Below are 16,033 nucleotides of genomic sequence, written 5' to 3'. Positions count from 1 at the left end.
GCCGCGAGGTTTCCCAATGAGCGAGATGGCGGTCTGATGCGGCGCACACACGACATGAACTTCGGTGCCGCGATCGCGGCGGACGGCGTGCGCTTCGCCCTCTGGGCACCCACGGCCAAGGACGTGGCCCTCGTGGTCGACGGGGCCGAGCATCCCATCCCAGAGGCCGGCGAAGGCTGGCGCCGCACCACCGTCCCGGACGTCCGTCCGGGCGCCCGCTACGGTTTTCGCATCGACGGCGACCTTGTCGTGCCGGATCCCGCTTCGCGCTTCCAGCCGGACGACGTGTCGGGCCTCAGCGAGGTGATCGATCCGAAGGCGTTCGACTGGAGCGACGGCGAATGGAGGGGTCGCCCCTGGGAAGAGGCCGTCCTCTACGAGCTGCATGTGGGCACCGCGACGCCGGAGGGGACCTATGCCGCCCTGGAGGCCAAGCTCGAAGACCTGACCCATCTCGGGGTCACCGCCATCGAGCTCCTGCCGCTCGCCGACTTCAAGGGCGCCCGCAACTGGGGCTATGACGGCGTGCTGCCCTACGCGCCGGATTCCGCCTACGGACGCCCGGACGAGCTCAAGCACCTGATCGACACAGCGCATTCGCTCGGGCTGATGGTCTTCCTCGACGCGGTCTACAACCATTTCGGCCCGGCCGGGAATTACCTCCACGCCTATGCCAAGACCTTCTTCACCGAGCGTCACCAGACGCCCTGGGGCGCCGGCATCAACTTCGACGGCGAGACCAGCGGCAAGGTCGTGCGCGACTATTTCATCGAGAACGCGCTCTACTGGCTGGAAGAATATCATTTCGACGGCATCCGCTTCGACGCGGTCCACGCCATCCTGGACGATTCGCCCAAGCACTTCATCGGCGAGCTCGCGGAGACGATCCGCACGCGCCTGCCCGGACGGCACATCCATCTCGTTCTCGAGAACGAGGCCAATCAGGCCCGCTGGCTCGAACGCGACAATCAGGCCCAGCCGCTCCAGCACACGGCGCAATGGGCCGACGATCTCCACCATTGCTGGCACGTGCTGCTGACCGGCGAGGATGCCGGCTATTACGTCAGCTTCGCCGACAAGCCGGTGGATCATCTCGCCCGCTGCCTCGCGGAAGGGTTCGCCTATCAGGGCGAGCCGTTCCCGAGCCTCGACAACCACCCGCGCGGCGAGCCCTCCGCCCATCTGCCGCCCTCGGCCTTCGTCACCTTCCTCCAGAACCACGATCAGGTGGGAAACCGTGCCCTCGGTGAGCGCCTGAGCGCGCTCAGCGACCCGGACAAGCTCAGCCTGGCCCGCGCCGGCCTGCTCCTTGCTCCGCAGATCCCGATGCTGTGGATGGGCGAGGAATGGTCGGCCACGGCGCCGTTCCTGTTCTTCGTCGATTTCGCGCCGGACGAGGAGCTGAACAAAGCGGTGCGCGAGGGGCGCCGGCGTGAATTCAAGAGCTTCGCGGCTTTCGCCGACGACACCTCGGTCATCCCCGATCCGACCGCCGAGCAGACCTTCGTCGATTCGAAGCTCGACTGGGCGGAGCCGGAGCGGCAGCCCCATCGCGGTGTCTGGGCCGACACCCGCAACCTGCTCCAGATCCGGCACCAATCCGTCGTGCCCCTGACGAAGACCCGCTATCTCGGGGCCGACGTGACCCGGCCGTCCCCGGATTCCCTCGACGTGACATGGCGCTATGCGGGCGGCACCCTGCGCTTCGTCGCCAATTTCGGCGAGGATCCCCTCGCCGTCGATTCCCATGGAGGTCAGGTGATCTGGTCGAACGGTCATACGGGCAGCGAGATCGAGCTTCCCACCTGGACGGGTATCGTGCTGATGGGAGCCGCCCGATGAGCCGCGACCTCGAACGGCTGGCCGACCTCCTCGGCATCGCATCCGGCTATACCGACGCCTTCGGCCAGCCCGTGGCGACCGACATCGAGACCCGGCGCGGCATGGTCGCCGCCCTGGGCTTCCCCGCGGGCAACGACGACGAGATCGCGACGAGCCTCGCGGAGGTGGAATCCGTGCGGCTCGGGCTCGTCCCGTCGCTGATTCCGGTCGAGGCGCGGCGCGCCTCGACGATCCCCGTTCAGGCCGCGGATGCGCATGGCGCCGTGTCGTGGCGCCTCGTCGACGAGCGCGGCCTCGCGCGGGAGGGGAGGGCGTCGATCACGGGGGCGGGCGAACCGCGTATCGAGTTGCCGCCCCTGACGCCCGGCTACCACCGGCTCACCGTGGCGCTCGGCGAGCGGAAATCGGAAGCCTGGGTCATCTCCGCCCCGCAGCGCTGCTGGCGCCCCGCCGCCTATGCCGACGAGGGCGCGCGGGATTGGGGCCTCGCGGCGCAGCTCTACGGCCTGCGCTCGCCGCACAATCTCGGCATCGGCAGTTACGCCGATGCGGGCCGCGCCGCGCGGGATGCCGGCATTCGCGGCGCCTCGTTCCTGGGCCTGAGCCCGGTCCATGCGCTGTTCGAATCGGACCGCAGCAAGATCTCGCCCTATTCGCCGTCTTCGCGCCTGTTCCTCGAGACCCTGTTCATCGAGCCCGGCGCGTTGCCCGGTTTCGCCGGCTCGCGCGCCGCTGCCCTTCTGGGGGAGAAGGCCACCGACATCGCCGGTCTTCAGGCCGCGACCCTTGTCGACCATCCCGGCATCTGGGGCGTTCTGTCTCCCGTGCTGGAAGCGTTCTGGCACGAATCCTCGGCGCGCGCGGGTGACGACGCCGCCTTCTCGGCCTTCCGCGAGGAGGGCGGCGCGGATCTCGAAGCCCATGGGACGTTCGAGGCGCTGTCCGCCCATTACAAGGCGCTCGGCGCCTATTGGTCCGGCGACTGGCCGGAGGAGATGCGCCGCGCCGGGACGCCGGCCGTGGAGGCGTTCGCGCTCGCCCATGCGGAGGCCGTCACCTACCATATCTGGCTGCAATACCTCGCCGATCGCCAATTGGCCGATGCGTCGAAGGCGGCCCTCGAGAGCGGCATGCGCCTCGGCCTCTACCGCGATCTCGCTGTCGGCGCCGATCGCGGCGGATCGGAAGTCTGGTCGCATCCCGAACGCTTCGCCAACGGCGTCTCCATCGGTGCGCCGCCCGATCTGCTGGCGCCCAAGGGCCAGGATTGGGGCCTGCCGGCCTTCCACCCCCTCGAAATGGAGCGCGACGGGCTCGCGGCGTTCCGCGCCCTGGTCCAGGCAAACATGCGCCATGCCGGCGCCATCCGCATCGACCACGCGTTCCAGCTCGCCCGGCTCTTCCTCATCCCTGTCACCGGATCGGCGAAGGACGGCGCCTACGTCGCCATGCCGTTCGAGCCCATGCTCGCGGTGCTTCGGCTGGAGAGCCACCGGGCGAAATGCCTCGTCATCGCCGAGGATCTCGGCACCGCGCCGGAGGGCTTCTCCGACGCGCTGATGCAGGCCGGCATCCTGAGCTACCGCATCCTCGCCTTCGAGCGCGAGCATGGCGGCCGCTTCAAGAGCCCCGGCGCCTATCCGCGCGACGCGCTGACCGCCATCACCACGCACGATCTGCCGACCTTCGTCGGCTGGTGGCGCGGGGTCGACACCGACACCCGCCAGGCGCTCGGCCTCTACGACGCCGAGCGGGCGGAAGCGGAGCGCCGGGAGCGCGTCACCGAACGCTCCCGCCTTACCGAGGCGCTGGCCTCCGAGCAGTTGCTGCCGAGCTACGACGTGCCCGAGGTGGCGCCGTTCGAGGCGGCGGCGCGCTACTTGGCGCGCGCACCGTCCATGCTCACGGCGGTGCAATACGAGGACGTCGTCTCGGAACTGAGCCAGGCCAACGTGCCGGGCTCGACGGAAGGCTATCCCAACTGGCGGCGCAAGCTCGACCGCAGCCTGGAGGCCATCGCCGCGCCGGGCGGTCCGCTGGCGAAGCTCGCCGCCGCGCTCTCGGCCGAGGAACGCGGCCCCCGTTCGGGTGCGGCGCGTCTCTCCTCGCCGCCGCCGCGCGCCACCTATCGGCTGCAGTTCCACAAGGACTTCACCTTTGCCGATGCCGAGCGGATCGTGCCGTATCTGGCCAAACTCGGCATCAGCCACGTCTATGCCTCGCCGATCCAGAAGGCGCGGCCGGGCTCGACCCATGGCTACGACATCGTCGACCATTCGACGATCAACCCGGAACTCGGCGGCGAGGAGGGCTTCGTCCGCTTCTCCGACGTGATGCACCGGCACGGCCTGAAGCTGCTCCTCGACATCGTGCCGAACCATATGGGCGTCGGCGGAGCCGACAATCCGTGGTGGCTCTCCGTGCTCGAATGGGGTGATCTCTCGCCGCTGGCGCACGCCTTCGACATCGACTGGCAGCGGCAGGGCGCCCGCAACAACCTCGTCATCCCGTTCCTGGGCGACCGCTACGGCGAGGCCCTCGAACACGGCACCCTCGACCTGAAATACGACGCGGCGGCCGGCGCCTTCAGCGTCTGGCATTACGAGCATCAGTTCCCGATCTGCCCGCTGCAATATCCCTCGATCCTCAACCGGGCGCTTGCGGCGCATGGCGAGATCGGCGACGACGCGGCGGCCGAAGTTCTGGCCGTCTCCGAGCGCCTGCGTCTCATGAGCGAGGAGACGAACGCGGAGCGCCGCCGGGGTTTCCCGGAAGAGGCCGACGGCCTCAAGCGCCGGCTCGCCGACGCGGTGGAGGCCTCGCCCGCCATCGCCAAGGCCATCGACCGGACTCTGACCCTGCTCAACGGTTTCGAGGGACGGCCCGACAGTTTCGGGCCGCTCCACCGGCTCCTCGAGCAGCAATCCTACCGCCTCGCCCATTGGCGCGTGGCGGCCAGCGACATCAACTACCGCCGCTTCTTCGACGTGAACGGCCTCGCGGGCCTGCGCGTGGAGAAATCAGATATCTTCCACCGCTCGCACGAGACGGTGTTCCGTCTCATCTCCGAGGGGCGGATCGACGGGCTGCGGATCGACCATATCGACGGTCTCGCCGACCCGCAGGGTTATGCGCGCGCCCTGCAGAGCGCCGTCGGGCCCGGCTTCTACGTCGTGGTCGAGAAGATTCTCGAACCCGGCGAGAAGCTGCGGCCCTGGCCCGTCGCCGGAACCACCGGCTACGACGTGCTGAACCAGCTCGACGGCATCCTTGTGGACCAGGAGAAGCACACCCGGATCACCCGGTTCTATCGCTGGGCCACCGGCATGGACGAGCCCTACAAGGCGCAACTCCGGGCGGCCAAGGCGGAGATCCTCGAGATCAGCTTCGCCAGCGAGCTCGAAGTGCTCACCGCCGACCTGAAGCGCATCGCCGATGCCGATCGGCGCACGCGCGACTTCTCGGTGAACGCCATCCGCCGGGCGCTGATCGAGATCATCGCGCGCTTTCCCACCTACCGCTCCTACCTGGCGAGCGACCTCGACGAGAGCGACGTCGAGGACGAGGACGTCCGCCTCATCGAGGGCGCGGTGGCCAAGGCCAAGCGATGGAGCGCTCTGCCGGACCGGTCGGTCCACGACTTCGCCTCGAAGGCCCTGCTCGGCCGGATCGATGCCGGGGGGCCGGGGCGTCCCGATCCGGCCGTCATCCTGCGGTTCCGCCGCCGGTTCCAGCAGCTGACCGGTCCGGTCATGGCGAAAAGCCTGGAAGACACGCTGTTCTACCGCTTCTCGGAACTCCTCGCCCTCAACGAGGTCGGCGGCGATCCGGGGGAATACGGCATCGACCTGGAGCATTTCCACGCGCTCCAGGCGGCGCGGGCGCGTGACTGGCCGAACGCCATGATCACCACGGCGACCCACGACACCAAGCGCGGCGAGGATGCCCGTTCGCGCCTCCTCGCCCTGTCGGAGATCCCGGAAGTCTGGGCCGAAGCCTGGACCATCCTCGGCCAGTCGGCCCGCACCCACCTCACCGCCATGGAGGAGGGGCCGGCGCCCGACGCCAACGACCAGTGGATGTTCCTGCAGGCCATCCTGGGCGCCTGGCCACTCGAATTGCTGGAGCGGGACGACGAGGCCGCCATCGCGGAGTTCCGCGACCGTCTCGACGCCTATTCCGAAAAGGCCCTGCGCGAGGGCAAGCGCCGGTCGAGCTGGGTCAATGTGGACGAGCGGTACGAGGCGGCGGTCAAGCGGCTCTTCGCCGGGCTGATCGCGCCGGGTGCGAAATTCATGACGCTGATGCGGCCGATCGCGCGGCGGCTCGCCCATCTCGGCATGATCGCCGGCCTCGGCCGGACGGTGCTGAAGGCGACGCTTCCGGGCTTGCCCGACGTGTACCAGGGCACCGAGTTCTGGGACTTCTCCTTCGTCGATCCCGACAACCGCCGCCCGGTGGATTACGCGGCGCGGGAGGAGGCCTTGAGCGACACGGCCGATCTGCCCGCCTTGCTCGACCATTGGCCGGACGGGCGGGTGAAGCAGGCGACGCTCGCGCGTCTCCTCGCCGACCGGGCGGAGCGACCCAGCTTCTATGCCGATGCCGACCATATCGCCGTGACCGCCGAGGGCAGGCTCGCCGCCCATGTCATCGCATTCACACGCTCGGATGCCACAAGCGGGGAGGGCGACCTTCTCGTCGCGGTGCCGCGCCTCGTCTCCGGCCTCGTCGGCGACGCGACGTGGTCGGGCGAGGCCTTTGCCGGCACCACCCTTCCGGTGGCGGCGGAGAGCCGCTGGATCGACCTCATGACGGGCGGCGACGTCCAGCCGGAGGGAACTTCGATCGATCTCGGCCGGTTGTTCGCGCGTTTGCCCTACGCGGTCCTGAAGCGGATCGCCTGAGTCCCGGATCCGGGACGGTCGCCGAACCTTTAAGGGTGGTCCTCGCCGAGGACCGCCCATCCCCACCCCACCCGCCGCCGCGCGGGAGGCTCCTGCGGGAGACGGGGATACGTCTTTACGAGAACGGAGTACGCATGAACGCGCCGAGCCCAGCCAAGATCTCCGCCGAGCGGACCGAAGCCGGAACCGTGGCGCTGCCTGCGGGCCTTGCCCCCCGCGCCGAGGGTCCGCGCATCTACAACCTGTTCCCCCTCCTCGTCGGACGGGTCTCGGCCTGGACGGCGGAGCTTCCGCGCATCGCCGGGATGGGGTTCGACTGGATCTACCTCAACCCGTTCCACCAGACCGGCGGCTCGCGCAGCCTCTATGCGGTCTCCGATCCGGACCGGCTCGACGAGCGGTTCCGCGACGATGACGGCACCTCGGACGACGAGCAGATCCGGCGCTTCTGCGCCGCCGCCGCCGCGCACGGCATCGGCGTGATGACCGACCTCGTCATCAACCACACGGCCAAGGACGGCCCCCTCGCGCGGGAGCGGCCGGACCTGTTCCTGCGCGACGAGGCCGGCAACATCGAGAGCCCGGCGGCCGTCGATCCGGACGATCCGTCGATCCGCACGGTCTGGGGCGACCTCGCCGAGTTGAACTACCATTCGGCCGGTGCGCGCGAGGAGCTGACCCGGCTCTGGGCCGGCTACATCAACCGGATGCAGGATCTCGGCGTCGGCGGGTTCCGCTGCGACGCCGCCTACAAGGTGCCGCCGGATGTCTGGCGCAGCCTCATCGGCGCCGCCAAGGCGCTGGAGCCCGATTGCCTGTTCGCCGCCGAGACCCTGGGCTGCACCTTCGAGGAGGCCCAGGCCACGGCCGGCGCCGGCTTCGACTACCTGTTCAATTCCTTCGCCTGGTGGGACCTGAAGGCGCCGTGGGCGCTCGAGCAATACGACCGCCTGCGCGTGATCGCCCCCTCCATCGCCTTCCCCGAGAACCACGACATGCCCCGCCTCGCCGCCGGCCTCGGCGGTAGCGCGGAGGCTGTGGCGCGGCACCTGAAGGCGCGCTACGCCCTGGCCGCGTTCTTCTCGGCCGGCGTGCTCCTGCCCATCGGCTACGAATGGGGCTACCGCCGCGCCCTGCACGTGGTCGAGACCACACCGGATTCCCGCGAGACCGACACCGGCATCGACATTTCCGGCTATGTCACGGCGATCAACACCCTGAAGGCCAGCCTCGCTTCCGCCAATGTGGAGGGCGCGCAGTCGCGGATCTCGGCGCCGGATGCGGATTACGTGGCGCTCCTCAAGTTCGATACCGGGCACGGCGCCTCGGCGCGCCACGCCACTCTCGTCCTGTTCAATCCCGGCCCCGTTGCGGTGGCGGTGGATGCCGGGCCGCTGGTGGCGCGGACGGGCGGCATGCTCGACCGCTTCAAGGACGTCACCCCCGAGGCGGAGCCCATCGAGTTCCTCCCCGGCACGAGCCTCGACCTCGCGCCCGGAGAGATCCGTATCCTCGCCGCCGAACGGCGGGTGGTGGCGAAGCCCCCGGCTCCCTCCACGCCGTCGGGCGAAGGCCGCGTCGTCATCGAGGCGGTCTCGCCCGAGATCGACGGGGGCCGTTCCCCGGTCAAGCGCGTGGTCGGCGAGCAGGTGGCGGTCTCCGCCGACATCTTCAGCGACGGCCACGAGATCATCGACGCCGCGATCCTGTCGCGCGTCGTCGGCGAGGAGGAATGGCGCCGAGACCGCATGGTGTTCGTGGACAACGACCGCTGGAGCGGCTCCTTCCCCCTCGAACACAATGCCCGCTACGAATTCACCATCGAGGCCTGGCGCGATGCCTTCTCGTCCTGGATCCGCGACACGCTGAAGAAGCGCGATGCGGGTGTGGACGTGCGCCTGGAGACCATCGAGGGCGTCACCTTCGTGCAGGGAGCGGCGGACCTCGCCACAGGGCCAGACCAGGCCCAGCTTCAGGCCATCGTCTCGGCGCTGGCGGCCGAAAAGACCGGATCGGCGGCGCAGCTCGACCTCATCCTGGCGCCCGAGACCGCATCCCTGATCCGCAAGCATGCCGAGCGGGTCAACCGCTCGCGCTACCCGGTGAACGTTCCGGTGATCGCCGACCGCCTCGCGGCCCGGTTCTCGGCCTGGTACGAGATCTTCCCGCGCTCGCAATCCATGGACGTCAACCGCCACGGCACGTTCGACGACGTGATCCGGCGCCTGCCCGAGATACGCGAACTCGGCTTCGACGTGCTCTATTTCACGCCGATCCACCCGATCGGGAAGACCAACCGCAAGGGCAAGAACAACACCCTCACGGCGCTCGAAGGCGATGTCGGCTCGGTCTACGCCGTCGGTTCGGAGGCGGGCGGGCACGAGGCGGTGCACCCTGAACTCGGCACCCTCGACGATTTCCGCCGTCTGGTCGCGGCCAGCCACGCCTACGGCATGGAGATCGCCCTCGATTTCGCGATCCAGTGCTCGCCCGACCACCCGTGGATCAAGAACCACCCGGAATGGTTCGAGTGGCGCCCCGACGGCACGCTGAAATTCGCCGAGAACCCGCCGAAGAAGTACGAGGACATCTCCAACGTCCACTTCTACGGCGGCGCGCTGCCCTCGCTCTGGATCGAGCTGCGCGACATCGTCATGGGCTGGGCCGAACTCGGCGCCCGCATCTTCCGCGTCGACAACCCCCACACCAAGCCGATCCCGTTCTGGGAATGGATGATCGGGCAGGTGAACGCGCGCTATCCCGACGTGATCTTCCTCGCCGAGGCCTTCACCCGGCCGAAGATGATGAAGAAGCTCGCCAAGGCCGGCTACCAGCAGAGCTACACCTACTTCACCTGGCGTAACACGAAGCAGGAGCTCATCGACTATTCCACCGAGCTCGCCGGCGAGATGGGGGAATATTACCGGCCGAACTTCTTTGCCAACACACCGGACATCAACCCGGTCTATCTCCAGACCAGCGGCCGCGCCGGATTCATCGTGCGGGCGACGCTCGCGGCCACCCTGTCCTCGGTCTACGGCATCTATAACGGCTTCGAGATGTGCGAGGCAGCGCCGTATCCGGGCAAGGAAGAGTATCTCAATTCTGAGAAATACGAGCTGAAGGCCTGGGACTATCACGCACCGGGCAACATCCGTGCGCACATCATCAAGCTCAACCGTATCCGCCAGGAGAACCCGGCGCTCTGGGACTTCCGCAACGTCACCTTCACGGGGGCCTATAACGACCAGATCGTCGCCTATGCCAAGACGACGCCCGAAGGCGACAACTGCATCTTCGTGATGGTCAATCTCGATCCGAAGAACCGTCAGGAATGCACCTACGAGGTGCCGCTCTGGCTCCTCGGAGAGCCCGATGACGGCGCCGTCGAGGTGGAGGACCTGCTGCTCGGCTACAAGTTCGAGCTGCGCGGCAAGTCCCACCGCATCGCCCTCGATCCGGCGGAGCGATCCGCGGTGATCTGGCGTCTGCGCGCGCCCCGCCGGGTTGCGGAGTAGCGGCCCGCGTGTCAGCACAAACCTTCGAGTTTTCAGCCGTCCGTCGCGTTGTCGCCCAGAAGCTGGTGCCAAAGCTGCGGCCGACGCGGCTGGCACCGTTCGCATCCGCGACCGGTGCCGCTGCGACGCCGAACACGCCCTTGAACCCGACGCATGAGGCAACGACGCGATGATCGATCGTAGCGATCCGCAATGGTACCGTGACGCCATCATCTATCAGATCCACGTCAAGTCGTTCTTCGACTCGAACAACGATGGGATCGGCGATTTCGAGGGCCTGACGCAGAAACTGGACTATGTGCGGGACCTCGGGGTCACCGCCATCTGGCTGATGCCGTTCTATCCGTCGCCCCTGCGCGACGATGGCTACGATATCGGCGACTACCGCGACGTGAACCCGTCCTACGGGACGATGGAGGAGTTCCGGAAGTTCGTGGAGGCCGCGCATGACCGTGGCCTGCGCGTCATCACCGAACTCGTCATCAACCACACCTCGGACCAGCATCCCTGGTTCCAGCGCGCCCGCGAGGCGCCGGCCGGGTCGCCGGAGCGCGACTTCTACGTCTGGTCGGACACCGACACGCCGTATTCCGACACGCGCATCATCTTCCTCGACACAGAGACCTCGAACTGGACCTGGGACCCGGTCGCCAAGCAGTATTTCTGGCACCGGTTCTACAGCCACCAGCCGGATCTCAACTTCGACAACCCCGCCGTGCTGGAGGGCGTGATCGAGGTCATGCGCTACTGGCTCGACATGGGTGTCGACGGCCTGCGCCTCGACGCGATCCCCTACCTGATCGAGCGCGACGGCACGAATTGCGAGAACCTGCCGGAGACCCACACGGTCATCAAGGCGATCCGCGCCGCCCTCGACGCGAGCTATCCCGACCGCATGCTGCTGGCGGAGGCCAACCAGTGGCCGGAGGAGACAGCGCAGTATTTCGGCGATGGCGACGAATGCCACATGGCGTTCCACTTCCCGCTGATGCCGCGCATGTACATGGCGATCGCCCGCGAGGACCGGCACCCGATCACCGACATCATGCGCCAGACCCCGGAAATCCCCGAGGGCTGCCAATGGGCGATCTTCCTGCGCAACCACGACGAGCTCACCCTCGAAATGGTGACGGCGGAAGAGCGTGACTACCTCTGGTCGTTCTATGCCGCCGAGCGCCGCGCCCGCATCAATCTCGGCATCCGCCGCCGTCTCGCTCCGCTGCTGGAGAACGACCGCCGCAAGATCGAGCTGATGAAGTCCCTCGTCCTGTCGATGCCCGGCACGCCGGTGCTCTACTACGGCGACGAGATCGGCATGGGCGACAACATCTATCTCGGCGACCGCGACGGCGTGCGCACCCCGATGCAATGGTCCCCGGACCGCAACGGCGGCTTCTCCCGCGCCAATCCGGCCAAGCTCTTCCTGCCCTCGGTGCAGGACCCGATCTACGGCTTCGACGCCATCAACGTCGAGGCGCAGACCCAGTCGCAGACGAGCCTGCTCAACTGGACGCGCCGCATGATCGCGATCCGCAACAATTCGGTCGCCCTCGGGCGCGGCGCCATGCAGTTCCTGTATCCGACCAACCGCAAGGTGCTGGCCTGGATCCGCGAGTTCGAGGGCGAGCGTGTCCTCTGCGTGGCCAACCTGTCTCGCGCGCCGCAGGCCGTGCAGCTGGACCTGTCCGAGTTCCGCAGCGCCGTGCCGATCGAGCTCACCGGCGGTTCGGAATTCCCGGCCATCGGCGAGTTGCCCTACCTGCTGACCCTGCCGTCCTACGGGTTCTACTGGTTCTCCCTCAACGCCGCGAATGCCGGCGAGATCGGCCCGCAGCCGGAGACGCCCGAACTGTTCACCCTCGTCCTCACCGGCGGGGTCGAGACCCTCATGGCCGGGCGCGAGCGCACCGCCTTCGAGCGGACCGTGGCGCCGCGCTTCATCGGCACCCGCCGTTGGTTCGGCGCCAAGGGCACCCGCATCAAGTCGGTCTCGGTGATCGACAGCGCCACCCTGAAGGATGCCGGCGGCGCCACCCGCTTCCTGCTGCCGCGCGTGGCGGTGCATCTCGCCAATGGCGAGCGCCAGGATTACTTCGTGCCCCTCGGTGTCGATGAGGGCCGCGAGGACGAGACGCTGCTGTCGCACGCGGTCGCCCGCGTCCGTCGCGGACCGCGCACGGGCCTCCTGTTCGGGGCGTCCGCCTCGCCCGCCTTCTCGGTCGCCCTGATCGACGGCATGCGCAACGGCGTCGAGTTGCCGACGGAGACCGGCAAGCTCGTCTTTTCCCATACCTCGGCCTTCGATCTCGACGTCGCCGTGGATCTGGCGGAAGTCCGCAGCCTGAACGCGGAGCAGAGCAACACCTCGATCGCCATCGGCTCGAAGATGATGCTCAAGCTCCTGCGCCGCATGCAGACGGGCGTCCATCCCGAGATCGAGGTCGGCCGGTTCCTCACCGAGCAGGCGGGCTTCGCCAACACCCCGGCTCTCCTCGGCGTCGTCGAGCACGTGGCCGAGGACGGGACGCGGACGGCGCTCGCCGTGCTCCAGGCCTTCGTGCCGAACCAGGGCGATGCCTGGACGCTGATGCTGGAGGGCTTGCGCCGCGACTTCGACACCGTCGTGCTCGCGCCCGAAAGCGAGGCGCCGGACCCGACCGAAGCCTTCGCCCCGCATCTGCGCTGGGCCGAGCTCCTCGGCCGCCGCACCGCCGAGCTGCACAACGCCTTCGCCATCGAGACCGACGACCCGGCCTTCGCGCCCGAGCCGTTCACGCATGACGACCTGCGCGACCTCGGGGAGGACGCGCGCCGTCTCGGCGAGCGGGCGTTCCGCGCCCTCGACGCCCTGGCGGGACGCACCTCCAGCACGGCGATCACCGAGTTGGCCGGTCGCCGCCGCGAGGTCGAGCTTCTGATCGAGGACATGACGGCGCGTGCGCCGGTGGGGGCGACCAAGACCCGCATCCACGGCGATTTCCACCTCGGTCAGGTCCTCGCCTCCGAGAGCGACCTCATCATCATCGACTTCGAGGGCGAGCCCGCTCGCCCCGCCGACGAGCGCCGCGCCAAGTCGACGCCGCTGCGCGACGTCGCCGGGATGCTGCGCTCCTTCGCCTACGGTGCCGAGACCGTCACCCGCGAGATCGCGAGCCGGTTCGCGGATTCGGAAGGCCGCGCCCGCAGCGCGTCCATCGCCTGGCGCGGCATGATCGATGCCGCGTTCCTCGACGCCTACCGTGCCGTGGCCTCCACCAGCCGCGCCGCAGTGACGGACCCGGAGACCGAGACGCGGCTGCTGTCGCTCTCGCTTCTGGCGAAGGCCCTCTACGAAGTCGATTACGAAGCCAATAACCGGCCGGATTGGATCGAAATCCCAGCCCGTGGGGTTCTCACAATTCTGGACGACACCAAGAGAGGCGTTTGAATGACGGATATCGACGAGAGCCTGGCGAAGACGTCCGAGCAGGAGCGGAAGCGGTCCGAACGGATCGCGGACCGCTCGGCCGCGTCGGGGAGTTCCCGCCAGGCCGATGCCGATACGTCGACCGTTCAGGGCGTCCATCCGGACGCGGTCGCCGCTGTGATGAGGGCGGATCACGGCGATCCGTTCTCCGTGCTCGGCCCTCACCAGATCGGCCCCGGCCTCTGGGAAGTGCGGGTCATCCTGCCCGAGGCGAAGTCGGCGACCCTTCTCACCGCCGGCAAGCGCATCCCGTTCGAGCGGCGCCACCAGGACGGGTTCTACGTCGCCCGCGTGCAGAGCGAGGGGCGTCCGCTCTACGAACTCGCGGTGGAGGGCTGGGACGGCACCGAGCGCACGCGCCACGACCCCTATAGCTTCGGCTCGTCGCTGCATCAGCAGGACATCGACAACCTGCGCGAGATCGGCAGCGACGTGACCTATCGGGTGCTCGGCTCCCAATCCATGGTGCTCGACGGCATCGACGGCTTCCGCTTCGCGGTCTGGGCGCCCAATGCCCGCCGGGTGAGCATCGTCGGCGATTTCAACGAGTGGGACGGCCGTCGCCACCCCATGCGGCTTTGGCAGACCGGCGGCATCTGGGAACTGTTCGTCCCGGGCCTGCGCGCCGGCGTCCACTACAAGTTCGAGATCCGCGGACCCGACGGGTCGCTCCTGCCGCTCAAGGCCGATCCCGTCGCCTTCGCGGCGCAGAAGCCGCCCGAGACCGCCTCCGTGCTCCAGGGCACGAACGCGCCCGTCTGGAACGACGGCAAGTGGATGGCGACGCGGGGGGAGAAAGATCCGCGCCACACCGCCATCTCGATCTACGAGGTGCATCTCGGCTCCTGGGCGCGCGTCGCCGAGGAGGGCAACCGCTACCTGACCTACAAGGAGTTGGGCGAGCGCCTGATCCCCTACGTCAAGGAGATGGGCTTCACCCATATCGAGATGCTGCCGATCACGGAATATCCGTTCGACGGCTCATGGGGTTACCAGCCGGTCTCGCTGTTCGCGCCGACGAGCCGCTTCGGCACGCCGGACGATTTCGCGGCCTTCGTCGATACGGCCCATGAGGCCGGCATCGGCGTGATGCTGGATTGGGTGCCGGGACACTTCCCCCTCGACGCCCACGGTCTCGGCCAGTTCGACGGGACGCATCTCTACGAGCATGCCGACCCGCGCCAGGGATTCCACCAGGATTGGGGGACCTACATCTACAATTTCGGCCGCACGGAAGTGTCGAGCTTCCTCGCCGCCAATGCCCGGTTCTGGCTCGAGCATTATCATCTCGACGGTCTGCGCGTGGATGCCGTCGCCTCCATGCTCTACCTCGACTATTCGCGCCGGCAGGGCGAGTGGATTCCCAACCAATACGGCGGCAACGAGAATCTCGACGCCATCAACTTCCTGCGCAAGACCAACGAGGCGACCTACAGCCACGCGCCGGGCACGATGACGATCGCCGAGGAATCCACCTCCTGGCCGGGCGTCTCCCACCCGACCTATACGGGCGGCCTCGGCTTCGGCTTCAAGTGGAACATGGGGTGGATGCACGACACCCTGGAATTCATGTCGAAGCAGACGATCCATCGCCGCTATCACCACCACGACCTGACCTTCGGCCTGCTCTACGCCTTCTCCGAGAACTTCATCCTGCCGCTCTCGCACGATGAAGTCGTTCACGGAAAGGGCTCGTTGCTGGACAAGATGCCGGGCGACCGCTGGCAGAAATTCGCAAATCTGCGCGCCTATTTCGGCTACATGTGGGGCCATCCGGGCAAGAAGCTGCTCTTCATGGGCGGCGAGTTCGGCCAGCAGAAAGAGTGGAACCACAACCAGAGTCTAGACTGGCACCTGCTCGACGATCCTCTGCATCGCGGCGTGAAGGATCTCATCCGCGACCTGAACCGCCTCTACACCTCGACGCCCGCCCTCCACGTGAGGGATTGCGAGGCAGCCGGCTTCCAGTGGCTGGTCTCCGACGACCAGGACAACAGCGTCATCGCCTGGGCGCGCAAGGGCACCAATCCGGGTGAGGTCGCCGTCGTCGTCTCCAATTTCACGCCGATTCCGCGTGACGGATACCGGATCGGCGTGCCGGAGGCCGGGTTCTACCGCGAGGCGATCAACTCTGATTCCGAGCGCTATGGCGGTTCGAATGTCGGCAACATGGGCGGCGTCCAGGCGGAGCCGGTGGAGAGCCACGGCCAGCCCTATTCGCTGGTTCTCGCGGCACCGCCTTTGGGAACGATGATCTTCGTGCGCGAGGGCTGAGATCGGCTCGTGCTTTAAGATGCCAT

The 16,033-nt window shown here is 67.9% G+C and carries 5 protein-coding genes; all 5 read left to right on the top strand.

The window, feature by feature from the left end; genetic code table 11:
• Nucleotides 1-36 precede the first annotated feature (36 nt).
• The 5 genes from treZ to glgB all read left to right on the top strand — a co-directional run bounded on the left by treZ (nt 37) and on the right by glgB (nt 16,007).
• Entirely contained in the window at nt 37-1,842 is a 1,806-nt protein-coding gene (gene treZ, locus ASF34_RS17415; protein WP_056162891.1) for a malto-oligosyltrehalose trehalohydrolase, read from the top strand.
• The gene (locus ASF34_RS17410) at nt 1,839-6,749 is read left to right on the top strand and encodes a malto-oligosyltrehalose synthase (RefSeq protein WP_056162888.1); all 4,911 of its coding nucleotides are present in this window, start codon (nt 1,839-1,841) and stop codon (nt 6,747-6,749) included. Before treZ ends, ASF34_RS17410 begins: the two co-directional genes overlap by 4 nt.
• A gap of 134 nt (nt 6,750-6,883) precedes the next feature.
• Nucleotides 6,884-10,267: a maltotransferase domain-containing protein gene (locus ASF34_RS17405; RefSeq protein WP_056162885.1), complete on the top strand. Its 3,384-nt coding sequence runs from the start codon at nt 6,884-6,886 to the stop codon at nt 10,265-10,267.
• Nucleotides 10,268-10,436: 169 nt separating this feature from the next.
• Nucleotides 10,437-13,694: a maltose alpha-D-glucosyltransferase gene (gene treS, locus ASF34_RS17400; protein ID WP_056162882.1), complete on the top strand. Its 3,258-nt coding sequence runs from the start codon at nt 10,437-10,439 to the stop codon at nt 13,692-13,694.
• Nucleotides 13,695-16,007, top strand: coding sequence for a 1,4-alpha-glucan branching protein GlgB (gene glgB, locus ASF34_RS17395; protein WP_056162880.1), 2,313 nt, complete (start codon nt 13,695-13,697; stop codon nt 16,005-16,007). It begins immediately after the preceding gene.
• Nucleotides 16,008-16,033 lie beyond the last annotated feature (26 nt).

The sequence above is a fragment of the Methylobacterium sp. Leaf106 genome (genome assembly GCF_001422895.1).
In the GTDB taxonomy this organism is placed as follows: domain Bacteria; phylum Pseudomonadota; class Alphaproteobacteria; order Rhizobiales; family Beijerinckiaceae; genus Methylobacterium; species Methylobacterium bullatum.
The sequence above is the reverse complement of the archived record's forward strand: the minus strand, read 5'-3'. Positions and strand labels throughout refer to the sequence as shown.